The following is a 23875-nucleotide window of genomic DNA, read 5'->3' as shown; positions in this document are numbered from 1 at the left end:
GCGTACCACCGGGCGGGCTATTGGGCAAACCCGGAACCCCGCCCGGGCCGACCGGACCGGGGAGGCCGGGTACGCGTTGCTGCGCCGGCTGTTCGTTGGCATCGGTAAGCTGCACCGTCCACGCCCGCTGCTCGCCGGTATCGACCTCGAAATAGCCGGTCCGGTCATAGCCCCGCGCGAGGCAATCCTCGGTGCCGCGGATGGTGAACTCCTTGTCGCGCGAGCACATGAAGGCCTGCCCCGACCACTCGCCTCCGCGGTCGTAGTCGATGGCGTAGATGTAATAGTAACGGGCGACCAACGTTCCCCGCAGCAGGGTCTCGCAGGAGCGGGACGAGATGTTCCACCAGCCCTCGGTGGTCCAGCCCTCGGCGTCCTTGTAGCCGAGCGCAATGCCGACCCGGCTCGACGTGTTGTTGCAGAGACGGAAATCGGCGGAGGCCGGGCTGCTCCACAAGCACAGCAGGCCAATCGCCAGCACCGGGACCAACCGGGCGAGCATGCGAAGGGGGGAGCGGGGAGATTCGGCGATCATTGTCGCGGAAGCTATATCAGATCATTGGCGATTTGGCGTAGGGGGCCGGGGAACTGCCTCAAGGCCGGGTTCGGGTGGGTTTGCGCCGGGATATGGCAAAATCTGTGACAGGACCCACCTGATCCCGTAAGGGTGACCGCAATCGGGGCAGGCCCAAAGGGAATATCAAGGGACACAGCCATGGCAATCGACGACAAAACCAGAACGGAGCTCGAGGCGGCCGCTTTCCGGCGTCTGGTCGATCATCTGAAGTCGCGGACGGATGTCCAGAACATCGACATGATGAATCTGGCGGGCTTCTGTCGCAACTGCCTGTCCAACTGGCTCAAGGAAGCCGCCGACGCCCAAGGCGTCGCCTTAAGCAAGGACGAGAGCCGGGAGGCCGTCTACGGCATGCCCTACGAGACCTGGAAGTCGAAATACCAGGGCACGGCCACGCCAGAACAGCTCGAGACGATGAAGAAGGTCCATCCCCACGGGCACGGGCACTGAGGAATTCCGTTTCGTCATTTCGGGGCGATGCAAAGCATCGAACCCGGAATCTCGAGATTCCGGGTTCGCCCTTCGGACGCCCCGGAATGACGACGTCATCTCCTGTGGGCGCGCTGTGGACGAGCGCGATGCTGCCTTGAACGCAGTCGGTACCAACCCTAAGGGTCTACCAGCACGCGCGGTGAGGGATGCCGGCGTCACCTCGTTTTGCCAGTTCCATTGGGAGTACCTAGATGGCCACCTCCGCCGCCGTTCGCGACGACGAGCCCGCGACGAAATTTGCCAAGGACCAGCTCAAATCCATCATCGAGCGCATCGAGCGGCTGGAGGAAGAGAAGAAGGCGATCTCCGACGATATCCGCGACGTCTATGCCGAAAGCAAAGGCAACGGCTACGACGTCAAGGCGCTGCGCACCATCGTGCGCATGCGCAAGCAGGACCCCAACGAGCGCGCCGAGGCCGAGACGATTCTCGAGACCTACATGCAAGCGCTGGGCATGCTCTGAGGCGTTCGCGCCTCAAGCACGACTGCGGTAGCCCGGATGGAGCGACAGCGAAATCCGGGTTCTCGCAGTGTGAAAGCAATCCCCGGATTGCGCCGCGCTCCATCCGGGCTACAAATTGCGCGTGTTTCGTTTGCGAACGGAGTCGCGAATGACTGCGCCACCGCTGCCGCGCGAGGTGAACCGTGCCTTTGGCGCTCTTCCAACGCCGATCGGCAAGCGGCTGCTTCAGGTGCGCGCGCTGATCTTCGCGACGGCCGCGGCGTATGAAGAGGTCGGCCGGCTCACCGAGACGCTGAAATGGGGCGAGCCGGCATATCTGACCGACGAGACCGGCAGCGGCTCGACGATCCGGCTCGGCCGCGTCAAGGACTCCGCACACGCCGCCATCCTGTTCAATTGCAAGACGACGCTGATCGATAGCTTCCGCGAACGCTTTCCCGATCGGTTCGAATACCGGCAGACCCGGGCGGTGTTGTTGCCGGTGGTGGGCAAGCTGCCAAGCCGCGAGCTATCGGTCTGCCTGTCGCTGGCGCTGACGTATCATCTGGACCGGCGAGCGAGGAAAGCGCGGTAGGGCACTTGTAGCCCGGATGGAGCGCAGCGAAATCCGGGGCCTCTTAACACGCGCGACTGTTCCCGGATTGCGCTGCGCTCCATCCGGGCTACGAGATCGAGTTCGTGGAAATCGCCGCTTCTATCAGCGCAGCGCGGCGGTGCGCATGACGAACGACGTCGTCTGGAGCTTCGCGGTCGCGCTGCCCGAAAAACTGTCGCAGGACAGGCCGTGCATCGGGTCGTCGACAAAGCCCATCGCGATCACGGCCTGCGGCTTGACGAAATAGCCGCGCAGCGCGGCCGTATCGAGCTCGCCCATCAGCGTGACCGACATCGCGCGGCTGGCGCTCGGCGACAGCATCACGATCTTGAGCCAGATGCTCTCGCTCTTGGAGGCCGAGAGGCGGGTCGCGGTCGCGACCGCACCGTCGACGCTCTTGCCGACCACCGTGTTGATTTCGGTCGCCTGAGCGATGCTGCGCGACGCGGGACGGGCCGAGCGCGGGATCGGCGCGGAGGCGGCGACGACATTGGCGCGATCGACCGGGGAGGCGGCCGGCGCGAAAGCCAGCGCCTGAAGGGCCGTGTTGGACACGCTCGCGGTTGCTTGCGGATCGGTGGCAGAGGCGAGCGCCTGGCGGGCCTTCAGCGCAGCGATTTGCGCCGGCGTCGCCTGCTGCGGCGCGGCCGGGACATCATCCCAGAAGCCGCGGGCATTGATGATGTCGGCCGGGGTCTCCGGCTTGCCGTCCGCAGATTTGGGTGCCGGCTTGTCAGCCACCGGCGCGGGCTTCGGCTTGGGCGGCGCGACGAGCTGTGCGTCGGCCGAGGCGAGCTGGATCGCGGCGGCGATCTGCGGCTTGGCGCGCGGCGTCGGCACCGGATCGGCGGGCTTGGCTGCGGCTGCGACGACAGTTGCTGCCGCCGGCTTGGCGGCCGGCGCGGGCGCGCCCTCGTCGTCCTCGTCGCTGCTGGCGGCCGGAGCGGCGGACTTGCCCTTGAACAAAGCGGCGAAGAAGTTCGGCTTGCTGCTGGAGTCGTCGCCATTGCCGCGGCGCTCGATCTCGGCCTTGGCGAGCTCATAGTTCTTCAGCGGCACGCCGTCGGTCGGCAGATGCACCGTCTTTCCGTCCGGGAAGACGCGGGCGAGCTGGTCATGCGTCATCCGCGGCCAGTGCCGGACGCTGCCGGTATCCAGATGCACGAAGGGGGAGCCGGAGGTCGGATAGAAGCCGACGCCGCCGCGCTGGAGGCGCAGGCCGGCGAAGCGGATCTGCTCCAGCGGCACGCCCGGAATGTAGAAATCCATCGCATGGCCCAGCATGTGCCGGCTGGCGCGCGCCACACCCGAGGAGCGGCGGCGGAGCATGGCGTTGGTGGCGGGGGAGCGGTAGGAGGAGATGATCTGGATCGGCTGCTTGCCGTCGACGTCGCGGTAGACTTCCCAGAGGATATCGAAGAGGCGGCGGTCCATGACCGTCTCGTCCTGGGTGCGCCAGTCGCGCAGGAAGTGATTGAGCTGCTTCAGCGCCGCTTCGTCATAGCGGCCATCGCGCTTGAAGGTGACGGTCAGGTCTTCGCCGGAATGGGTGTGGTGGAAGGAGAGCGTCTTGGTCTCGTTCAGCGCGGCGGCGTTATGAACCGAGCCTGCGCCCGCAAGCAGCAATATGGCAGCAAGACCGATCCGCGAACCGGTCTTCACTCCCGCATGGGACAACGACAGCACAGCAAGTTGGCGTGCGAGACCAGTCAGCACGTATGAGCCCACCCAGTCGACGAGCGTTCAAAATGGACTCTCCCGCCAACCCCGTAGCAGCGCGAAAGAGGATGAACGCTTTCTTAAAGCGAGAAGGTTAATTCGAGGTTGACCTTCCCGCGCCCAAACCAAGTCAGACTACAATCCTAACCCGTTGAGTGTGGCAAAAAAACGCCCGGTGCCGGGAGCCAGGTGGACAATGGTTAACGTTAAACGGCCCCATCCATGGGACGGGGCCGTTGATATCGTTGTGGAATTCGAAAAGCTGAGGCCCCGCAGCCTTACCGGGTGAACACCCGCTGCTGGGGCCGGCGGCCAACCGGAGCCGGCGGCGGGGTCGGGGCCCCGCCTCCGAACAGCCGCTCGAAGAAGTTCGGGCCCGACGAGCCGAAGCCACCGCCATTGTTGGCCACGGCCACGCCTGAGGGCAGGGTCGTCGCCGGGCGCGAATAGCTCGGCTGCGAGTGCGCAACGACGGCCTCGAGATCCTTGCCGCGGTTGTTCTTCAGGATGTTGATCATGGTCGCGTCGCGGCCATAGACGTCCTTGCGGAACTGCAGCTTGCCGGCATCGTCCACAAAGGCGGTCTGATAGGTGATGTTGACCGGGACCGGAGTCGGGAATTTCAGGTCGATCTCGCTCTTGCCGTACATGCTGCGCACGCGCTCGGGCGTGTACTTCTCGTTCGGCATGGTGATGTTGAGCAGTACGGACGCGTACTGATCCGGGTTCTGCACGCGCATGCAGCCATGGCTGAAGGCGCGATCTTCCCTGGCGAACAGGTTCTTGTCCGGCGTGTCGTGCTGATAGACCAGGAACTTGTTCGGGAAGTTGAAGCGAACGCGGCCGAGCGCGTTGGCCTCACCGGGCGGCTGCGAGATGTGCACCGAGCCGTCGCGGTTCTGTTCGAGCTTGAGGCCCATGCGCTGCAGCACGGTCGGGTCCTGCTGAAGCGCCGGCAGATACTCGTTGTAGACGATCGACGGCGGTACGTTCCAGGTCGGATTGACCGTGATGTACTTCATCGTCTCGGTGAGCAGCGGCGTCGCGTGCGTGCCCGGCTTGCCGGTGACGACGCGGGTGGTCCAGACCTGCTGGCCGCGCTGCATCACCTTCAGGGTGTAGTCGGGAATGTTGAGGATCACATAGGCATCACCCAGCGCGGGCGCGCCGAGATCGCGCGGCAGCCAGCGCCAGCGCTCCATGTTCACCAGCACCACGTCGATCTGCTTGTCGCGCTTCGGGGTGTTGAGCGCCTTGACCGTCTTGTCGTCGAGGATGCCAGTCGCCTTCATCTCCGCGCCGCTCTGGAATTTTCGCACGGCGTCGGCGACCGCTGCGTCATAGCGGGTGTCGCTGGCGTTCTCGGCAAGGCCGAGCTTGGCGCGGAGTTGCGGCACGCGCGCATCTTCCACGACGATCTCAGCCTGCTTCTTGCTGGCCGGGGTGTATTTCAGCGCCGGACCGTCGGCGATCTCGATCACCGGGCCGTTGCCTTGACCGCGAAGCTCGGCGAGCTTGGCCTTCAGCTCCTTGTAGAGCTTGTGCGGCGGATTGTAGCTGTCGAGCGCAGCGGAGGCATCCGTCGCGGTCGTGACCTTGGCGAGCACCTCGTTCGGGTCGACCGGATGCTCGGGATAAAGGATGTCGCCGCTGACCTGCGACCAATGCATGCGGCCGCTCTGGGCCTGGCGCGCATAGTCGAACATGCTGGCGGTGAGCTTGAGCTCGGCATCGGCCAGCGCATCGGGCGTGGTGGCGCTGGCGAAGTCCGGCACCGGATAGTCGGCGGGATTGAGGCCGTCGGACGCCGCGTCCTTCAGCCGCGCGATGACGCCCTTGGCCGCGGTGGTCAGGCTGCCGCCCTGTGTCCAGATCGGCGCGAAGTCGCGTGCGCCATAAAACTTCTCGATCGCCGCGCGCTCGTTCTTGCGGTCGAAATGGCGCGAGGTCTTGGCGCCGATGATGTCCTTGAGCTTATCGGCGACCGGCTGGTCGGCGGCGGGAACGTTGCTCGCAGCCTTCACGGGCTCAACGGCAGGAGCCGCAGCCGTGGCGGGTGCCGCAGGCGCAGCCGGCATGGCGGTGTCTGCCTTGGCCGGCTCGGTCTTTGCAGGCTCGGTCTTCGCAGGTTCGGTCTTGGCGGTCTCGCTCTTCGGCGCCTCGGTGGCGGGCGTGGTGGCGACGTCGGAAGGCTTGGTCTCGACTTTGTCGGGGGCCGGCGCGACGTCAGCCTTTACGGGCGCCTGTGCCGGCTCCTTGGCGGAATCCTGCACCGTGGCGGTGGTGTCGAGCTTGATATCGGAGGCGGTCGGGGGCGGGACGTTGGCCGGCTCGGGGCGCGGGATCGCGGCTTCGATCGCGAGCTCGGCGGCGCTGCTGCGCGCCTGATCTTGCGCCAGGGCCGAGCTGGCCGACACCGTGAGGAAGGTCGCTGCGACCGTCATCAAGACACGGTCGAAGCCCGCACGGTGGTTCAAACAGTCACGCATTGTGTCGCACCCCTCGGGTGAACTGTCCCTCGTGGAACAGCTTTGTTATCGCCTATTGAGCTTCGGCTAAATCGCGCCGGCCTCTCGAAAGTTGCACGCCTGCACGCAACGATTCATACGCAGACGATATACAGGCCCCGGTTTTGCAGCCAGCGCTAACCGGGACAACTCACGCCAAACTGACTTCAAGGGAGCCTCTTGGCAACGGATTGTGCGCCTGCACAGCGCGCTTTTCCCTGTGTCTGTCACTTCCAAGTCACGGTTCAAGAAGCAGTCGATTTCTGTCGTCAGGCGAACGGCTTACAGCCGCTCCCGCATCGCCGCGCGAACCCTCGTTCGCATGGTGCTCAGTGCGTCTCCTCGCCGCTTTTCCCGCCATGTCCGGGAACCCCGGCCTCGTCGAGTTTGCGGTAGAGGGTGGACCGGCCAATTTTGAGGCGGCGAGCCACCTCGGACATCTGGCCGCGGTAGTGCGAGATCGCGAAGCGGATGATCTCGTTCTCCATGTCCTCCAGCGAGCGGACATCGCCGGTCGCGGTGAGCAGGGCGAGCGTGCCCACCGCCGGGAGCGGCGCGATTGGTATTTCATTACCCGATACCAACGAAGGGGTCGCCGCCGGCTCGAGCATCAGCGGAGCAGTCGGAATCTCGGTTACGGGATGCGGCTGCGAAGCGAGCAGAGGGAAGTCACCGAGGCCGAGCTGGTCGCCGTCGCTCATCACCACCGCGCGGTAGACTGCGTTCTCGAGCTGGCGGATGTTGCCGGGCCAGTCGAGCTGGGCAAGATGGGCCATGGCTTCGCCGCTGATGCCGGTGATCGCGCGGTTCTCCTCGGCGGCAAACCGCGCCAGGAAATGCCGGAGCAGATGCGGGATGTCCTCGCGCCGGGCCCGGAGCGAGGGGATCGTCAGCGGCAGCACGTGCAGGCGATAGAACAGGTCTTCCCGGAAGTGTCCTTGTTTCACCCGCTCCAGCAGCCGGCGATTGGTTGCCGAGACGATGCGGACATCGACCTTGACGGGCTTGCGGCCGCCGACCGCCTCGACCGCGCCTTCCTGGAGCGCGCGCAGCAGCTTGACCTGCGCGGTCAGCGGCAGCTCGCTGACCTCGTCCAGAAACAGCGTGCCACCATGGGCCTCGACGAACTTGCCCATGTGCCGCTCGGTCGCGCCGGTGAAAGCGCCCTTCTCGTGGCCGAACAGAATGGACTCGACGAGGTTGTCGGGGATCGCGCCGCAATTGACGGCGACGAAGGGCTTGGCCTTGCGCTCGCCGCTGCCATGGATGGCGCGCGCGAACATCTCCTTGCCGACGCCGGACTCGCCTTCGATCAGAACGGGAATCGCGGAGTTCGCCGCCTTCTGCGCGGCGCGCATCACGCCAGCCATCGCCTCGGCGCGGGTGATGATGTCGGAGAACGTGAGCCGGCCCTCGCGGCTGTGCCGGATGCGTTGCAATTCGCCCTTGAGCGCGGAGGCGTTGAGCGCGTTGCGCAGCGAGACCTGGAGCCGCTCCACACCGACCGGCTTGACCACGAAATCGGCAGCGCCGGCGCGCATCGCCGAGATCACGTTGTCGATGCCGCCATGGGCGGTCTGCACGATGACGGGGACGCTGAGACCTGCTTCGCGGATTTTCGCCAGCACGCCCATGCCGTCGAGGCCGGGCATCACGAGATCGAGGATGACGGCGTCGATGGCCGGCGCGTCGGGGGCGGTAAGGGCGGCGATCGCGGCGTCACCGGAGTCCACGACGACCGTCTCATAGCCGCATTTCTGCACCATGTTCTCGACCAGCCGGCGGGCTACGGCGTCGTCATCGGCGATCAAAATACTGGCAGCCATGGTGTTCCCCGCACGCTACTACTATCTGTCTCGAATCGGGGCACTCTGGCCGAAGCCGATTAACGCACTCTTAAACCTTGATGCCTCCGCCCGCCGTCGCGCTTGTTGAACACAGGTTTCCCACACAATGAATTCGCGCTCCAAGCCTGCCCTTAAAAAGTCCGCTCTCCACAAGCCAGCCACCAAGAAATCCCCCGCCAAGAAATCCCCCGCCAAGAAATCTGCCGTCAAGACGAAGTCCTCCGGGTCTTCACTCGCAAAGCCCGCGAGCAAGACCGGCAAGCTTCCGGAGTGGAACCTGGCCGATCTCTATTCCGGGATCGATGCGCCGGAAGTGGCGCGCGATCTCGAAACGATGGATGCCGACTGCGTCGCGTTCGAGACGGACTACAAGGGCAAGCTGGAGACAGGGACAGCAAACGAAGATGGCGGAAAATGGCTCGCGGAAGCCGTGCGACGCTATGAGGCAATCGACGATCTTGCCGGCCGTCTCGGTTCCTATGCCGGGCTCGTCCACGCCGGCGACAGCGTGGACCCTGCGATTTCAAAGTTTTACGGCGATGTGTCGGAGCGGCTGACGGCGGCGTCCACGCATTTGCTGTTCTTTGCGCTCGAGCTCAATCGTGTCGATGACGATATTTTGAACCGGGCCATGCAAGCGCCCGAGCTCGCGCACTACCGTCCCTGGATCGAGGATCTGCGCAAGGAGAAGCCGTATCAGCTCGACGACAAGCTCGAGCAGCTTTTCCTGGAGAAGGCGCAGACCGGCTATTCCGCCTTCAACCGGCTGTTCGACCAGACCATCTCCGGACTGCGCTTCAAGGTCGGGGCCAAGGAGCTGGCGATCGAGCCGACGCTCAATCTGCTGCAGGACCGCGACGGCGCCAAGCGCAAGAGCGCGGCCGAGGCACTGGCAAAAACCTTCAAGGCCAATGAGCGGACCTTTGCGCTGATCACCAACACGCTCGCCAAGGACAAGGACATCTCCGACCGCTGGCGCGGCTTCCAGGACGTCGCGGATTCCCGCCATCTGAACAACCGCGTCGAGCGCGAAGTGGTGGATGCGCTGGTCGCCTCGGTGCGGGCGGCCTATCCAAAGCTGTCGCATCGCTATTACGCGTTGAAGGCGAAGTGGTTCGGCAAGAAGCGGCTCGCTTATTGGGATCGCAATGCGCCGCTGCCCTTTGCCGCGACCGATACCATCGGCTGGCCCGACGCGCGCAACATGGTGCTGACGGCCTATCGCGGCTTCTCGCCCAAAATGGCTGATATCGCCGAGCGCTTCTTCACCGATCGCTGGATCGACGCGCCGGTGCGGCCGGGCAAGGCGCCGGGCGCATTCTCACATCCGACCACGCCGTCGGCGCACCCTTATGTGTTGATGAACTACCAGGGCAAGCCGCGCGACGTGATGACGCTCGCCCACGAGCTCGGCCATGGCGTGCACCAGGTGCTGGCGGCGAAGAACGGCGCGCTGATGGCGCCGACGCCGCTGACGTTGGCCGAGACCGCCAGTGTGTTTGGCGAGATGCTGACGTTCAGGCGGCTCCTTGCCCAGACCAAAAATGCAAAACAGCGCCAGGCGCTGCTCGCCGGCAAGGTCGAGGACATGATCAACACCGTGGTGCGGCAGATCGCGTTCTACTCGTTCGAGCGCGCGGTCCACACCGAGCGCAAGAACGGCGAGCTCACCGCGACGCGGCTCGGCGAGATCTGGCTGTCGGTGCAGGGCGAGAGCCTGGGTCCAGCGATCGAGATCAAGGCGGGCTATGAGAACTACTGGATGTACATCCCGCACTTCATCCATTCGCCATTCTACGTTTACGCCTATGCGTTCGGCGATTGCCTCGTGAACTCGCTCTACGCGGTCTACGAGAACGCGAACGAGGGCTTTGCCGAGCGTTATCTCGACATGCTAGCTGCCGGCGGCACCAAGCATTATTCCGAGTTGCTGCGGCCGTTCGGGCTCGATGCCAAGGACCCGAAGTTCTGGGACGGCGGCCTGAGTGTCATCGCGGGGATGATCGACGAGCTGGAGGCGATGGGCTGAGGCGGGTAGCTGCTCCAGACGCCAAACAGAGCGTAAAACATCTGTTGAACGGCCCTGACTAGTGGTGTTATACATATGTATAACGTCCTTGAGGCAAGCCCATGAAGATCGAGATCAAGAAAATCGGCAATTCCGACGGTCTGCTGCTGCCGCGCGAGCTGATGCAGCGGCTCGATCTCAAGCGCGGACAGCAATTGCACATCGTGGAATTACCCGGCGGTGGTTTTCAGTTGTTGCCCTACGACCCCGATTTCGAGCGGACGATGGAAATCGCCGACGAGGTGATGGACAAGTATCGCGACACGCTCGCTGCGCTCGCAAAATAGCTTGCTACCCAGATGGGCGATCTCCAGGAGCCGCTCTGGATCACCTACGAGCAGGCCGTCGCAATTCACAGTAGACAACTCCGCCGCTTCGGCGGTGCGCCGGGATTACGCGACGAGGGCATGTTGCGCTCGGTGCTGGACCGTCCGATCAACAAATGGCGGTACGAGCAGGTGCCGATCGATGAACTCGCCGCAGCATATGCATTTGGCCTCGCGAAAAACCATGCATTTGTCGATGGAAACAAGCGCATCGCCTTCATGGCGATGATGGTCTTCCTCCACAAGAACGGCGTGGCCTTCACTCCCGATCCTGCGGAAGCGACAACCATCATCCTCTCGCTCGCCGCCGGTGAAGTCAGCGAACAGAGCCTCGTCCGCTGGATCCGCGACAATCGGGATTCCAAATGACCTGATTTGCGGGAAAACCGCGCCCCGGTGCCGTTGCCCTGCCTGAAACTTTGCGGTATCCCAGCCCAACAATTCGACTTTCGACTGGGGACAATCCATGGCTGATCATAGCGAAGTGGCGTACAGCACCGCCGACGGCAACGACTACGTTGCTCACGAGCAGACCTACGAGGGCTTCATCAAGCTGGTGAAGTACGGCACGGTCTCGGTCGCGCTCATCGTGATCCTGATGGCGGTCTTCCTGACCTGATCTGTCGGCAGCTGCACACGCCAGCGGCAGCAGCTGCCCAGAATATTTGCATCCAAGCCGGTGCCAAAACCGGTATCGAACGCCGCGGGAGTAACGCTTAGTTTGCGCGCGCGCTGTCCCGCGCCGCCGGAGGACCTATGAAGATCGCCGTTGCCAAGGAAATCGATCCGCTCGAGCCGCGAGTCGCCGCTTCGCCCGATACGGTGAAGAAGTTCAAGGCGCTGGGCGCCGAGATCGCCATCGAGCCGGGCGCCGGCCTCAAATCGGGCCTGCCGGATTCCGAATTCACCGCGGTCGGTGCCACCGTCAGCGCAGACGCGCTGAAGGATGCCGACATCATCATCAAGGTAAAGCGCCCTGAAGCCTCCGAGCTCGCGCAGTACAAGCGCGGTGCGCTCGTCATCGCCATCATGGACCCCTACGGCAACGAGGCCGCGCTGAAGACGATCGCCGATGCCGGCGTCTCCGCCTTCGCGATGGAATTGATGCCGCGCATCACCCGCGCGCAAGTGATGGACGTGCTGTCATCGCAGGCGAACCTCGCCGGCTACCGCGCGGTGATCGAGGGCGCCGAGGCGTTCGGCCGCGCCTTCCCGATGATGATGACCGCTGCCGGCACCGTGCCTGCCGCGAAAGTGTTCGTGATGGGCGTCGGCGTCGCCGGCCTCCAGGCGATCGCGACCGCGCGCCGTCTCGGCGCCATCGTGACCGCGACCGACGTGCGGCCCGCGACCAAAGAGCAGGTCGAATCGCTCGGCGCGAAATTCCTCGCCGTCGAGGACGAGGAGTTCAAGAACGCGCAGACCGCCGGCGGCTACGCCAAGGAAATGTCTAGGGAATACCAGGCCAAGCAGGCCGCCCTCACCGCCGAGCACATCAAGAAGCAGGACATCGTGATCACGACGGCGCTGATTCCGGGCCGGCCCGCGCCGAAGCTCGTCTCCGGCGAGATGGTCAAGTCGATGAAGCCGGGCTCGGTGCTGGTCGATCTCGCCGTCGAGCGCGGCGGCAATGTCGAGGGTGCAAAGCCGGGCGAGGTCGTCGACCTCGATGGCATCAAGATCGTCGGCTACACCAACGTTGCCGGCCGCGTCGCGGCCTCGGCCTCCAGCCTCTACGCGCGCAATCTGTTCTCCTTCATCGAGACGATGGTCGACAAGAAAGAGCAGAAGCTCGCCGTGAACTGGGACGACGAACTGGTCAAGGCGACCGCGCTCACGAAAGACGGCGCCGTCATCCACCCGAACTTCCAGCCGAAGGTTTAAGGAGACCCGCCATGGAGCATGCTGCACAGGTCGTCGACCCCTTCATCTTCCGGCTGTCGATCTTCGTCCTCGCCGTCTTCGTCGGCTATTTCGTGGTGTGGTCGGTGACACCGGCGCTGCACACGCCGCTGATGAGCGTGACCAACGCGATCTCCTCGGTGATCGTGGTCGGCGCGTTGCTTGCCGGCGGCGTCGCGAACGTCTCGAGTGGCTCGGGCTGGGCCCGCGCCTTCGGCTTTGTCGCGCTCATTTTCGCCTGCGTGAACATTTTTGGCGGCTTCCTTGTCACCCAGCGCATGCTGGCGATGTACAAGAAGAAGTCGAAGTAAGCGGCCACCTCGGGCTGAAGGGATCAATGGGGACCTGAGATGAGCGCCAACCTCTCTGCATTTTTGTATCTCGTGGCGGGAGTGCTGTTCATCCTGTCGCTGCGCGGGCTGTCGAGCCCGGCTTCGTCGCGCCAGGGCAATCTGTTCGGCATGATCGGCATGGCGATTGCGGTCGCCACCACGCTGGCCAACCATCCGCCGGCAGACGGCCTCGCCTGGGTGCTCGTCATCGTCGGTATCGCCATCGGTGCCGCGATCGGCGCGGTGATCGCCCGCCGCGTGCCGATGACCTCGATGCCGGAACTGGTCGCCGCCTTCCACTCGCTGGTCGGCATGGCCGCGGTGCTGGTCGCCGCCGGCGCGTTCTACGCGCCCGAGGCCTTCGACATCGGCACTCCCGGCAACATCCATCCGCAGAGCCTGGTCGAGATGTCGCTCGGCGTCGCCATCGGCGCGCTGACCTTCACCGGCTCGGTGATCGCGTTCCTGAAGCTGTCCGCGCGGATGAGCGGCGCGCCGATCATCCTGCCCGCCCGTCACATCATCAACATCGCGATTGCGGTGGCGCTGGTGTTCTTCATCGTCCGTCTGGTCCTGACCGGTGGCGCGCTCGACTTCTGGCTGATCGTCATCCTGGCGTTGGCGCTCGGCGTGCTCATGATCATCCCGATCGGCGGCGCCGACATGCCGGTCGTAATCTCGATGCTGAACTCGTACTCGGGTTGGGCTGCGGCCGGCATCGGCTTCACGCTCGGCAATTCCGCGCTGATCATCACCGGCGCGCTGGTCGGCTCCTCGGGCGCGATCCTGTCCTACATCATGTGCCACGCGATGAACCGGTCCTTCATCTCGGTCATCCTCGGCGGCTTCGGCGGCGAGACCGCGGCGGCCGGCGGTGGCGGCGGCGAGCAGAAGCCCGCCAAGCTCGGCTCGGCCGACGACGCGGCCTTCATCATGAAGAATGCCCAGAAGGTCATCATCGTGCCCGGCTACGGCATGGCGGTGGCGCAGGCGCAGCACGCGCTGCGCGAGATGGGCGACATCCTGAAGAAGGAAGGCGTCGAGGTGAAGTACGCTATTCACCCGGTCGCCGGCCGCATGCCCGGCCACATGAACGTGCTGCTCGCCGAAGCCAACGTGCCCTATGACGAGGTGTTCGAACTCGAGGACATCAACTCCGAGTTCGCGCAGGCCGACATCGCCTTCGTGATCGGTGCCAACGACGTCACCAACCCGGCGGCCGAGGAGGACAAGACCTCGCCGATCTACGGCATGCCCGTGCTGCAGGTCTGGAAGGCCGGCACCGTGATGTTCATCAAGCGCTCGCTCGCCTCCGGCTATGCCGGCATCGACAATCCGCTGTTCTACCGCGACAACACCATGATGCTGCTCGGCGACGCCAAGAAGGTCACCGAGAACATCGTCAAGGCGATGTAGCACGCGAAGGAAACGGACCGTGGCCATCAACAAGGAATGGCACCGGTCTCATCGCATGCCGCTCAAGGCGACGCGCGAGCGGCGCGTCGCATGGCATGCCGCCCACAAGGCGGCGTGCCGCTGCCGCGACGTATCGGGGAGCCTCCGGCCCGACGTCATGAAATTGCTGCGGAGCCGTCGCAAGCCCTGAACCTGAACTGGGGGCCGGCCGCGCAATGATCACCATCGCCAAATGGACCGTCATCCTGCTCGCGACCGTCTATCTCGCCGGGCTCGTCTTGCTCTATGCCCGGCAGCGCGAGATGCTGTTTCCGATACCGACCGCCAAGCGGACCCCGCCTGAGGCGGCAGATTGTCCCGAGGCGGAGGAGCATGTCCTGACCACCTCGGATGGCGAGAAGATCATCGTCTGGCACGCGCCGGCGAGGCCCGGTCGTCCCGTGATCCTGTATTTTCCGGGCAATGGCGATTTTCTTGCCGGCCGGGTCAGCCGCTTCAAGGCCATGACGGCTGATGGCACCGGCCTCGTCGCGCTGTCCTACCGCGGCTATGCCGGCTCGAGCGGCGCGCCGAGCGAGGAGGGTCTGCTGCGCGATGCCGCCGCCGCCTACGCCTTCACCACGGCCCGCTACACGGCGGAACGAATCGTCGCCTGGGGCTTCTCGCTCGGGACCGGCGTGGCGGTCGCGCTCGCCTCGGAACAGCGTGTTGGAAAGCTGGTCCTGGAGGCGCCTTATACGTCGACGGCCGACATTGCATCTTCATCATTCTGGTACGTGCCGGTGCGCCTCTTGATGCGCGATCCGTTCCCTTCCGACGAGCGGATCGCGCGCGTCACGGTGCCGCTCCTGGTGATGCATGGCACCAATGACCTTGTCATTTCGATCGTGTTCGGAGAGCGTCTGTTCGCGCTCGCGCATGAACCGAAGCAGTTCGTTCGCTTTGCGGGCGGCGGACATGACAATCTCGATGCATTCGGTGCGATCGAAACAGCAAGGCGCTTCATTGGATCCTGAACGGCTCGTCACCCGGCTCTGGGGCATATCCCTCGCCGCCATCCTCGCTTTGTTGCCGCAGCAGGCCTGGGCCGCAACCGGGCTCGATGGTGCTGCGATGCGCTGGCCCTATGCGCTTCCCTTTGCCGGCCTGTTGCTGTCGATCGCGCTCGGACCGCTGCTGTTTGCGAAAGTCTGGCACCATCATTACGGCAAGATCGCTGCGGCCTGGTCGCTGCTGGCGCTGGCCTCGCTCGTCATTTTTGCCGGGAGCATGGCGACGCTGATGGCTTTCGTCCATGCCATGCTCGCTGAATATCTCGGCTTCATCGTGCTGCTGTTCGCGCTCTATGTCGTGGCCGGTGGCATTCTCATCACGGGCGACATCAAGGCCACGCCGGCGACGAATGCCGGGATCCTCGCGCTCGGCACCTTGATGGCAAGCATCGTCGGCACCACGGGGGCCGCGATGATCCTGGTCCGTCCGCTGATCCGCGCCAACCGGCCGCGGCGCTACAATGCCCATGTCATCATCTTCTTCATCATCCTGGTCGCCAATGTCGGCGGCGCGCTGAGCCCGCTCGGCGATCCCCCGCTGTTCGTCGGTTTCCTGCACGGCGTCGACTTCTTCTGGACCACGCGGAGCATCTGGCTGCAGACCGCGATCGTCGCCGGATTGCTGCTCGCGATCTTCATCGCCATCGACTTCTGGCGCTTCCGCAGCGAGCCTGAGCTCAGCGACGCCGGTCCTGCGGATCCGGTCCGCATCCGCGGTCTCGTCAACCTCGTGCTGATCGCAGCCATCGTCGCGAGCCTGCTGGCCTCGGCGATGTGGAAGCCTGCTGTTGCTTTCGACATTCTCGGAACGAAGCTGGAGCTGGAAGACATCGCGCGCAATGTGGCGCTGCTTTCCATTGCGGCGCTGTCGGTGTGGCTGACACCGGACGAGCACAGGCTGGCCAACGGCTTCACCTGGGAGCCGATCCGCGAGGTCGCAAAACTGTTCGCGGGCATTTTTGTCGCCATCATCCCGGTCATTGCTATGCTCAATGCCGGCCATCACGGCGCCTTTGCCTGGCTATTGTCGGCCGTGACGGCACCGGACGGCACGCCGCGCGAGGTCGCCTATTTCTGGTTCACCGGCCTGATGTCGGCGTTCCTCGACAATGCGCCGACCTATCTCCTGTTCTTCCAGCTTGCCGGCGGCGATCCGCAAACGCTGATGCATCAGCTGTCGGGCACGCTCGCGTCGATCTCGATGGGCGCCGTCTACATGGGAGCGCTCACCTATATCGGCAATGCGCCGAACTTCATGGTCAGCAGTATCGCCAGCGAGAACGGCATCAAGATGCCGAGCTTCTTCGGCTATTTCGTGCGCGCCGGCGCGGTGCTGATTCCGCTGTTCATGCTGCTGACGCTGCTGCCGGTCGCGCCGATCCTGCGCTGGCATTGAATCTGCCGGCCGATTTGCTACTGCTCGTATTGAGTGATTGGAGCCGGTAGATGAGCGCGCATAGTCCGATGCCCCGGTCGGCCTGGATCTTTCCGGCGCTGGCCGTGCTGTTGTTCGCAGCCGTCAGCGCGACGGGCTACGTCTTCACGCTGTCGCTCGGCGGGCTCGTCTTCGCCATCGTCCTTCTGGTTATCCTGTTCGGCACGGTGTTCGCCGCGGTTCATCATGCCGAAGTGATCGCCGAGCGGGTCGGCGAACCCTATGGCACGCTGGTGCTGACGCTCTCGGTGACCGTCATCGAGGTGGCGCTGATCACCACGATCATGCTGGGCGACAAGCCCGCCCCGGAACTGGCGCGCGACACCGTGTTCGCCGTGGTCATGATCGTCTGCAACGGCCTCGTCGGGCTCTGCATCTTCATCGGCGGCCTGCGCTATCGCGAGCAGGGCTTTCAGCTCTCGGGGGCCAACGTCTATCTCAGCGTCCTGTTCGCCCTCGCGACCATCACGCTGATCATGCCGAACTACACGACCACCGCGCCGGGGCCGGTCTATTCGGCGGTTCAGCTCGGCTTCGTCGACGTGGTCACGCTCGCGCTGTACGGGGTGTTCCTCTACACCCAGACCGTCCTGCACAAGGATTACTTCGTCCATGAACGGGCGGACGGCGGCAGCGGCGAGGCGCATCTGTCGGGCCGGATGTTGGTGGTCAGCGTCGTGCTGCTGCTGATTGCGCTGCTGGCCGTGGTGCTGCTCGCCAAGAAGTTTTCGCTGGTGGTGGACGCCGTCGCGGCCAAGATCGGCGCGCCGCCGGCCTTTGCTGGCCTTCTGGTCGCCCTTCTGATCCTGATGCCGGAAGGCGTCGCGGCCGTATCGGCGGCCCGCAAGAACGACCTCCAGAAGAGCATCAACCTCGCGCTCGGCTCGTCTCTCGCCACCATCGGGCTGACCATCCCGGCCGTCGGGGTCGCCACCTACGCGCTCGACAAGGAGCTCACGCTCGGCCTCAGCGCCCAGGGCAGTGTGCTTTTGCTCCTGACCTTCTTCCTGAGCATGCTGACCTTCGGCACCGGCAGGACTAATGTCCTGTTCGGGCTGGTCCATATGGTGGTATTTGCCGTCTACGTGTTCATGGTTTTCGTGCCCTGAAGCGCGACGTCCCAGGAGAGGTTCCAGATGCTTGCCGCCAAGTCCGAGGTCCAGGTCGACAACGAGGAGGTCCGGGTGACCGAATGGCGGCTTCCGCCCGGTGGCGCCACCGGGCATCACACCCACGGCATGGACTATGTGATCGTTCCCGTCGTCGCGGGGGAAATGACCATCGTGGCGCCGGGCGGCGAGCGGTCCAAGGCGCAGCTGGCAGCCGGGAAATCCTATTTCCGCAAGGCGGGCGTCCAACATGACGTACTTAACGAAACCTCAACCGAGATCGTGTTCCTTGAGATCGAGCTAAAGCCGTAGGTCCGGCCTTAAAACTTGCCATCGATACGTCGCAGTTGATCCCTTACAATGCCCCAAAGTTCCCGCATCAGATCGCGCGGGGAGTGGCCGGAATGCTGAAATACCTCGCTAAAATCTCGATGGATATTTTCCCCTCGGTGCTCGCGACGATCATCGGGGCGTACATCGTTAACCACTACATCAACGCCAAGCCGGCGGCTGATGCCCCTGCGGCCGTTGTGGCCCCTGCCGAGGCCGGAAAGAACGGCAAGCCCGCCGATGTCGCCAATCTCCCTGCACCGGGCGTCAAGGCCAAAGGCATCCCCGAGAAGAGCGTGACGGACAAGCCGGCGGCCGAAAAGGCTGCCGATCAGCCGTCCGCCGAGCACAAGGCTGCGGATGTGGCCCCGGCCGACGCCAGCCCGCGTGGTAAGCCGTCGGCGCGCGAGAAGGCGGTCGCCAAGTCGACCCCGGCCGCCAGCACGCCTGCTCCCGCCGCTCCGGTGGTCGAGGCCAATTCGGCGCCGGCTGCCGCGGCTCCGGCCCCCGACGCCAACGACCTCGTGCGTGCCGCGATCGAGCGCCTGCGCAAGACTCCTGAGGGCAAATCTTCCGAGGGCAAGTCTTCCGAAGGAAAGTCGTCTGCCGAAACCAAACCTGCCGAGGTTAGGCCGTCCGAGACCAAGTCAGCCGAGAGGCCGACTGAGCCTGCCGTGCGGGAAGCCGCCCGCGCGCCCGAGGCCCCGCGGGTCGTCAGCATGGAGCCGGCTACGGTCCGTCCGCTGCCGCCGCCGATCACGGTATCGACGCCCTCACCGGAGGCCTACGGCAAGGATGGCTCCTCGCCGGCCAATCCGCCCTACACGGCCTCGGTCGGCAACGATGATCCGAATCGGATGACGCCGCCGGCTGACATTCCCGTGCCGGTGATCGCGCCACCGCTCGATCTGCGCGCCGACGCCGGTGGCTCCATGCCGCGGCCGAAGAAGACCAATGTCGCCGACGAGATGCTGTCGGGCATGAAGTCGATGTTCCACTCCGTTCTGCCGAAGGGCGCCACCCCCGATTAAGACGGCGCCCGCGCCGTCAAAACCGTCAGCCGCCGACGCGGGCAAGACCGCTGCGCGCGGCGTCGTCGCGTGGGCGAAGCGAGACAGCCCTGGTGTAGGACGCCGCCGCCTTGGCCCTGTCGCCCAGCCGCTCATAGGCCTGTCCGCGCGTGGTCCAGACCTGCGCGTTATGCGGATCGGCCTCGGAGGCCTCGTCCAGATCGGCCGTGGCCTCCTTGATCTTGCCGAGCGCGAGATAGCTGGTGGCGCGGCCGAGCAGCGGCTCGACCTTCTGGGGGTTGAGTCCGCTCGCAGCACTGAAATCTGCGATGGCGAAGTCGTGCTGATTGTTGCCCTGGTAGATCAGGGCACGGCCATACAGCGCCTGCGCATTGTAGGGATCGAGCCCGACCGCGCGATTGAACTCATCGAGCGCTGCCGCGACCTCGCCTGACTTGGCCAGGGATTGGGCTTTTGCGGTGTGGGTCTGAGCTTCGGTGACGTTGCCGGCGCTCACCGCGCTCTCGGCGGGCGCGGCCGCCTTGGGGGCCTCCTGCGGCTTGTCCTTCTCCGGCATCAGCGATCCCAGATCGAAGGAGCAGCCGCACAGCGCAATCCCCATCAACGCCAGCGCGAACGGCGGCCGCCAGATCGGGCGTCGCCGCGCCAAGCCGTGCTGGAGGAAGGGGAAGGCCATCTACGATTCGCTCGCGCTAGAGCATGATCCGGACCCGAAGGGCCGCGTTGGCGAAAAGTATGCAGCGGTTTTCCCTCGCGACAAAGGCGGAACGCGCTTGCGTAGAGATCAAGGTCAAACAACAAACTAAAGCGCGACGACGTTCAATCCAAATCTCATCGCGTTTGCGTGCCGCATCCATGGTGCCCGGCTCAGAAGGGCAGCGCGCACAAACAATAACGCGGGCCAAAGGCCCGCGTTATCGAAACTGAAATCTCGCAAAAATTGGTAAATCAGCGCGGTCCGCGCGGACCTGCACCCGGGCCGCCACGACCGCCGCGATCACCGCCGGGACCTGCGCCGAACACCGGCTTCGGCTTCATCGGCAGCAGGCCTTCGCGCTGCAGCTTCTTGCGGGCCAGCTTGCGCGCGCGGCGCACGGCTTCGGCCTTTTCGCGGGCCTTCTTCTCGGAGGGCTTCTCGTAATGACCGCGGAGCTTCATCTCGCGGAAAATTCCCTCGCGCTGCATCTTCTTCTTCAGCGCCTTGAGGGCTTGGTCGACATTGTTATCGCGAACGAGAACCTGCACGCGGCATCCTCTTCAGTGGATCGGATTTGAATTCTGGTAAGACGAAGGGGATGGCGAAAACGCGCAAGCCCTTAACCTTGAGGGCGCGGATGTATCAGACAAATCCCGGGATGTCCACCGGACAAGCGAGTATTCGGGCCAAGTTCAGCCATTAAATGAGGCGAAAATACCTCTGTGCGGCCCTGATTTGGGCGATTCGACGCCAGGGATGGGGCCGTTTCCGGAGCTTTGTTCCGGAATCTTTGAAAGCAGGGGACGACACATGGATATCAAGAAATACGCCGCTGAAGCCATCGGCACCTTCTGGCTCACATTCGCAGGCTGCGGAAGCGCGGTGATCGCTGCCGGGTTCCCGCAGGTCGGAATCGGTCTGGTCGGTGTCTCCCTCGCATTCGGACTGAGCGTGGTCACCATGGCCTATGCGATCGGCCATATCTCCGGCTGCCATCTCAACCCGGCCGTCACGGTCGGTCTTGCCGCCGGCGGGCGTTTTCCGACCGGGCAGATCCTGCCCTATGTGATCGCGCAGGTGGCCGGCGCGATCGTGGCCGCCGGGCTCCTCTACGTCATCGCGAGCGGAGCTCCCGGATTCGATGTCAGCAAGGGCTTCGCATCCAACGGCTATGATGCGCATTCGCCCGGCCAGTACAGCATGATCGTGTGCTTCCTCACCGAGGTGGTGATGACCATGATGTTCCTGTTCATCATCATGGGCGCGACCCATGGCCGCGCGCCCGCAGGCTTCGCACCGCTCGCGATCGGGCTCGCGCTGGTGATGATCCATCTCGTCAGCATCCCCGTCACCAACACCTCGGTGAACCCGGCGCGCAGCACGGGCCCTGCGCTGTTCGTCGGCGGCTGGGCGACGGCGCAGCTCTGGCTGTTCTGGGTCGCACCGCTGATCGGCGGCGCGCTGGGCGGGGTGATCTATCGCTGGCTCAGCGAGGAGCCCACGGGCGTCGTCGCAGGCGCGAAGACGGCCTAAAGCGGTTTCGAGCGGAGCGGGATCGCAGCTCGAAGCTGCGGTCCCGCTACTTGCCTTTCGTCGGCCGGACTTCGGTGACGTGGCCCATCTTCCGGCCGGGGCGCGGCGCACCCTTGCCGTAGATGTGCACGGTCGCGCCCGGCACGCTCAGCCACTTCTCGTAATCGTTGATCTCGTCGCCGATCAGATTGGTCATGGTGACGATTTCGCCGTGGCGCACGGGCTTGCCGAGCGGCCAGCCGGCGATGGCGCGGATGTGCTGCTCGAACTGAGAGACCGACGCGCCGTCGAGCGTCCAGTGCCCGGAATTGTGCACGCGCGGGGCGATCTCATTGACCAGCACCTTCGGGCCGGTGCCGTTGGCGAGCACGAACATCTCGACAGCGAGCACGCCGACATAGTCGAGCGCGCTTGCGATCTTGCCGGCGATGCTGCGTGCTTCCTCGGCGAGCGCAGCCGGGATCGGCGCCGGCGCGCGCGATATCTTCAGAATGTGGTCGCGGTGCTCGTTCTCGGTGACGTCGAAACACTCGACCTGGCCTGTGACCGAGCGTGCGGCGATCACGGAGATCTCGCGCTCGTATGGCACGAAGGCTTCCAGGATCGCCGATTTGGTCGCGAGGCTGGTCCACACCTTGGCGATATCGTCGCCCTCGCGGATGATGGCCTGGCCCTTGCCGTCATAACCGAAGCGGCGGGTCTTGAGCACGGCCGGAAGGCCGATCCTGGCGATCGCCTCGCGCAGCGAGGACACCGAGGTGACGTCGGCATAGGCCGCAGTGCCGATGCCGAGCCGCGTCACGAAATCCTTCTCGGCGAGTCGGTCCTGGGTGGTCTCGAGAATCTTGCGGTTGGGCAGCACGGGTCGGCGCGCGTCCAGCACCATCGCGGCGGCCGATGGCACGTTCTCGAATTCGTAGGTGATGACGTCGACGTCGTTGGCGAACAGTTCGAGCGCCTCGACGTCGGCATATTCGGCGCAGGTCGCGTTCAATACGACGTCGAAGGCCGGCGAGTCCGGATCGGGCGAGAACACCTGACAGCGCAGGCCGAGCCGCGCCGCAGCCATGGCCAGCATCCGGCCCAATTGTCCGCCGCCGAGAATTCCGATGGTGTCACCGGGCTTCAGCTTCACCTGCCTGGTGTCGGTCACGCCTTGTCCTCCGGGCGCTCGGCGACCGCCTCGGTCTGCGCCTTGCGCCAGGCGGCGAGGCGATCGGACAAGGCCGGGTCGGACAACGCCAGGACGGCCGCCGCCAGCAGTGCGGCGTTGGTTGCGCCGGCCTTGCCGATGGCGAGGGTGCCGACCGGGATGCCGGCGGGCATCTGGACGATCGAATAGAGCGAATCGAGGCCTTTGAGCGTCTTGGATTCGACGGGAACGCCGAACACCGGGAGTTCGGTCAGCGCCGCCGCCATACCGGGCAGGTGCGCAGCGCCACCAGCGCCGGCGATGATGACCTTGTAACCCGCGGCCTTGGCGCCCTTGGCGAAAGCAAAGAGACGGTCGGGGGTGCGGTGGGCCGAGACGATGCGGGTGTCGGCGGCGACGCCGAGCGCGGCAAGCGTGTCGGCGGCATGCCGCATCGTGTCCCAGTCCGACTGGCTTCCCATGATGATGGCGATCGGCGCGGTCATGACGTTAATTGTGCCCGAAAAACAGAAAGATAGGCCAGATTAACGGTTCCGGCCGGCGGCTCGCAAGGCGGTGGCAAGGAGAAGGGAATCCACTATCCTGTCTTGGTGAATCCCCGCAAGCCTTCATTGAGCAGGATGCCCATGAAGAAACCAAAAAGGGCAGGCGCTGCGAAGGCCAAAAAGGGCCGGAAGACCAGCGCCGGCCGATCCAAAGCCGCCGCCAAACGGCTGACCACGCGTTCGGCGAGGCCGCCGGGGCGCGGCGCGTCGGGCGATGGGGTCACGGATACCGTCAGGGCGACGATCCGGGGCTTGCGGACCAAGCTCAAGGAGGCGCAGCGCCGTGTCGCGGAACTGGAAGCTGCGGCCGACACCGATTTCCTGCTGGAGATTCCGAACCGGCGCGGCTTCGAGCGCGAGCTCGCGCGCGCCATCGCCTACATGAAGCGTTACCGCGCCAGCGGGGCGCTGATCGTGCTCGACGTCGATCGGTTGAAGCCGATCAACGATTCGTTCGGTCATGGCGCCGGCGACGAGGTGCTCAAGGCGATTGCCGCCACGCTGACGCGGCAGGTCCGCGCCTCCGACGTGGTCGGCCGGCTCGGGGGCGACGAGTTCGCGCTGCTGCTGTGGAATCTCAGCGAGACCGACGCCAAGGCGAAGGCGGCCATCTTCGAGCAGGCGGTCGACGAATTGTCCTTTGTCTTTCGCGGCCAGGAGGTGACCGCGGGCGCCTCAGCCGGTGTCGCGCTGCTGGGGGCGCAGTCCGACGCGGGCCGCGCCCTGGAGGAGGCGGATGCCGCCA

At 64.8% G+C, this 23875-nt stretch carries 26 protein-coding genes; 18 read left to right on the top strand and 8 right to left on the bottom strand.

Annotation, left to right across the window (positions count from 1 at the left end):
* Positions 1 to 535, bottom strand: a 535-nt coding sequence (locus CV770_RS34705) for a DUF1036 domain-containing protein (RefSeq protein WP_104465551.1), incomplete at its 3' end; no start/stop codon positions are given.
* Between the two features lie 180 nt (positions 536 to 715).
* Between CV770_RS34705 and CV770_RS34700 the strand changes: the two genes are divergently transcribed.
* The 3 genes from CV770_RS34700 (at position 716) to CV770_RS34690 (ending at position 2107) form a co-directional block, all read left to right on the top strand.
* Entirely contained in the window at positions 716 to 1027 is a 312-nt protein-coding gene (locus CV770_RS34700; protein WP_028140305.1) for a DUF1244 domain-containing protein, read from the top strand.
* A gap of 233 nt (positions 1028 to 1260) precedes the next feature.
* Positions 1261 to 1533, top strand: coding sequence for a DUF2312 domain-containing protein (locus tag CV770_RS34695; protein ID WP_014492426.1), 273 nt, complete (start codon positions 1261 to 1263; stop codon positions 1531 to 1533).
* 148 nt (positions 1534 to 1681) lie between these two features.
* The gene (locus CV770_RS34690) at positions 1682 to 2107 is read left to right on the top strand and encodes a hypothetical protein (RefSeq protein ID WP_091956439.1); all 426 of its coding nucleotides are present in this window, start codon (positions 1682 to 1684) and stop codon (positions 2105 to 2107) included.
* 123 nt (positions 2108 to 2230) lie between these two features.
* On the opposite strand, the gene mepK is transcribed toward CV770_RS34690, so the two are convergent.
* The 3 genes from mepK to CV770_RS34675 form a co-directional block, all read right to left on the bottom strand.
* Positions 2231 to 3856 carry a peptidoglycan L,D-endopeptidase MepK gene (gene mepK, locus CV770_RS34685; RefSeq protein WP_104465548.1) on the bottom strand — a complete coding sequence of 542 codons (1626 nt, stop codon included), beginning with the start codon at positions 3854 to 3856 and terminating at the stop codon, positions 2231 to 2233.
* A gap of 269 nt (positions 3857 to 4125) precedes the next feature.
* The gene (locus CV770_RS34680; protein ID WP_104465547.1) at positions 4126 to 6336 is read right to left on the bottom strand and encodes a L,D-transpeptidase family protein; all 2211 of its coding nucleotides are present in this window, start codon (positions 6334 to 6336) and stop codon (positions 4126 to 4128) included.
* A 347-nt stretch (positions 6337 to 6683) separates the two neighbouring features.
* Complete coding sequence (locus CV770_RS34675) at positions 6684 to 8180, bottom strand: sigma-54-dependent transcriptional regulator (RefSeq protein ID WP_091956442.1); 1497 nt, start codon at positions 8178 to 8180, stop codon at positions 6684 to 6686.
* Positions 8181 to 8307: 127 nt separating this feature from the next.
* On the opposite strand from CV770_RS34675, the gene CV770_RS34670 reads away from it, so the two are divergent.
* From CV770_RS34670 to CV770_RS34615, 13 genes are all read left to right on the top strand, one after another.
* A complete protein-coding gene (locus CV770_RS34670) occupies positions 8308 to 10230 on the top strand; it encodes a M3 family oligoendopeptidase (protein WP_091956443.1) in 1923 nt (640 codons plus the stop codon).
* A gap of 101 nt (positions 10231 to 10331) precedes the next feature.
* Complete coding sequence (locus tag CV770_RS34665; protein WP_018641564.1) at positions 10332 to 10556, top strand: AbrB/MazE/SpoVT family DNA-binding domain-containing protein; 225 nt, start codon at positions 10332 to 10334, stop codon at positions 10554 to 10556.
* 12 nt (positions 10557 to 10568) lie between these two features.
* On the top strand, positions 10569 to 10964 hold the full coding sequence (locus tag CV770_RS34660; RefSeq protein WP_091956444.1) for a type II toxin-antitoxin system death-on-curing family toxin: 396 nt from the start codon (positions 10569 to 10571) through the stop codon (positions 10962 to 10964).
* 97 nt (positions 10965 to 11061) lie between these two features.
* A complete protein-coding gene (locus CV770_RS34655; protein ID WP_028140297.1) occupies positions 11062 to 11214 on the top strand; it encodes an aa3-type cytochrome c oxidase subunit IV in 153 nt (50 codons plus the stop codon).
* A 137-nt stretch (positions 11215 to 11351) separates the two neighbouring features.
* Complete coding sequence (locus tag CV770_RS34650; RefSeq protein WP_091956445.1) at positions 11352 to 12479, top strand: Re/Si-specific NAD(P)(+) transhydrogenase subunit alpha; 1128 nt, start codon at positions 11352 to 11354, stop codon at positions 12477 to 12479.
* Between the two features lie 11 nt (positions 12480 to 12490).
* Positions 12491 to 12808: a proton-translocating transhydrogenase family protein gene (locus CV770_RS34645; RefSeq protein WP_018317801.1), complete on the top strand. Its 318-nt coding sequence runs from the start codon at positions 12491 to 12493 to the stop codon at positions 12806 to 12808.
* A gap of 39 nt (positions 12809 to 12847) precedes the next feature.
* A complete protein-coding gene (locus CV770_RS34640) occupies positions 12848 to 14245 on the top strand; it encodes an NAD(P)(+) transhydrogenase (Re/Si-specific) subunit beta (protein WP_028140295.1) in 1398 nt (465 codons plus the stop codon).
* 19 nt (positions 14246 to 14264) lie between these two features.
* Positions 14265 to 14435, top strand: coding sequence for a hypothetical protein (locus tag CV770_RS42885; RefSeq protein ID WP_201760170.1), 171 nt, complete (start codon positions 14265 to 14267; stop codon positions 14433 to 14435).
* Positions 14436 to 14463: 28 nt separating this feature from the next.
* Positions 14464 to 15261 (top strand): alpha/beta hydrolase, encoded by a 798-nt coding sequence (locus CV770_RS34635; protein WP_104465550.1) that lies wholly within the window; start codon positions 14464 to 14466, stop codon positions 15259 to 15261.
* Positions 15215 to 16693 carry a sodium:proton antiporter gene (locus CV770_RS34630; protein ID WP_104465546.1) on the top strand — a complete coding sequence of 493 codons (1479 nt, stop codon included), beginning with the start codon at positions 15215 to 15217 and terminating at the stop codon, positions 16691 to 16693. Before CV770_RS34635 ends, CV770_RS34630 begins: the two co-directional genes overlap by 47 nt.
* Before the next feature lie 50 nt (positions 16694 to 16743).
* On the top strand, positions 16744 to 17841 hold the full coding sequence (locus CV770_RS34625) for a calcium:cation antiporter (protein WP_104465545.1): 1098 nt from the start codon (positions 16744 to 16746) through the stop codon (positions 17839 to 17841).
* A 27-nt stretch (positions 17842 to 17868) separates the two neighbouring features.
* The gene (locus tag CV770_RS34620; protein ID WP_091956448.1) at positions 17869 to 18153 is read left to right on the top strand and encodes a cupin domain-containing protein; all 285 of its coding nucleotides are present in this window, start codon (positions 17869 to 17871) and stop codon (positions 18151 to 18153) included.
* Between the two features lie 92 nt (positions 18154 to 18245).
* Positions 18246 to 19202 carry a prolipoprotein diacylglyceryl transferase gene (locus tag CV770_RS34615; RefSeq protein ID WP_104465544.1) on the top strand — a complete coding sequence of 319 codons (957 nt, stop codon included), beginning with the start codon at positions 18246 to 18248 and terminating at the stop codon, positions 19200 to 19202.
* Positions 19203 to 19227: 25 nt separating this feature from the next.
* Here CV770_RS34615 and CV770_RS34610 read toward each other — a convergent pair whose 3' ends face one another.
* Positions 19228 to 19878 carry a tetratricopeptide repeat protein gene (locus tag CV770_RS34610; RefSeq protein ID WP_104465543.1) on the bottom strand — a complete coding sequence of 217 codons (651 nt, stop codon included), beginning with the start codon at positions 19876 to 19878 and terminating at the stop codon, positions 19228 to 19230.
* Between the two features lie 272 nt (positions 19879 to 20150).
* Positions 20151 to 20447 carry a 30S ribosomal protein S21 gene (rpsU, locus tag CV770_RS34605; RefSeq protein ID WP_008546194.1) on the bottom strand — a complete coding sequence of 99 codons (297 nt, stop codon included), beginning with the start codon at positions 20445 to 20447 and terminating at the stop codon, positions 20151 to 20153.
* A 262-nt stretch (positions 20448 to 20709) separates the two neighbouring features.
* On the opposite strand from rpsU, the gene aqpZ reads away from it, so the two are divergent.
* Positions 20710 to 21432 (top strand): aquaporin Z, encoded by a 723-nt coding sequence (aqpZ, locus tag CV770_RS34600; RefSeq protein ID WP_091956451.1) that lies wholly within the window; start codon positions 20710 to 20712, stop codon positions 21430 to 21432.
* Positions 21433 to 21478: 46 nt separating this feature from the next.
* Here the strand turns inward: aqpZ and CV770_RS34595 are convergent, their stop codons facing one another.
* A complete protein-coding gene (locus tag CV770_RS34595; protein ID WP_091956452.1) occupies positions 21479 to 22585 on the bottom strand; it encodes a 5-(carboxyamino)imidazole ribonucleotide synthase in 1107 nt (368 codons plus the stop codon).
* Positions 22582 to 23070, bottom strand: a complete 489-nt coding sequence (purE, locus tag CV770_RS34590; protein ID WP_018317812.1) for a 5-(carboxyamino)imidazole ribonucleotide mutase — start codon at positions 23068 to 23070, stop codon at positions 22582 to 22584. The genes CV770_RS34595 and purE overlap by 4 nt, the downstream gene beginning before the upstream one ends.
* A gap of 141 nt (positions 23071 to 23211) precedes the next feature.
* Here purE and CV770_RS34585 point away from each other — a divergent pair.
* Positions 23212 to 23875 (top strand): GGDEF domain-containing protein (locus CV770_RS34585; protein WP_201760169.1); only part of this gene is annotated, 664 nt, incomplete at its 3' end.

Origin of the sequence: Bradyrhizobium sp. AC87j1 (assembly GCF_002936975.1) — a bacterium.
GTDB lineage: Bacteria > Pseudomonadota > Alphaproteobacteria > Rhizobiales > Xanthobacteraceae > Bradyrhizobium > Bradyrhizobium shewense.
The sequence above is the reverse complement of the archived record's forward strand: the minus strand, read 5'-3'. Positions and strand labels throughout refer to the sequence as shown.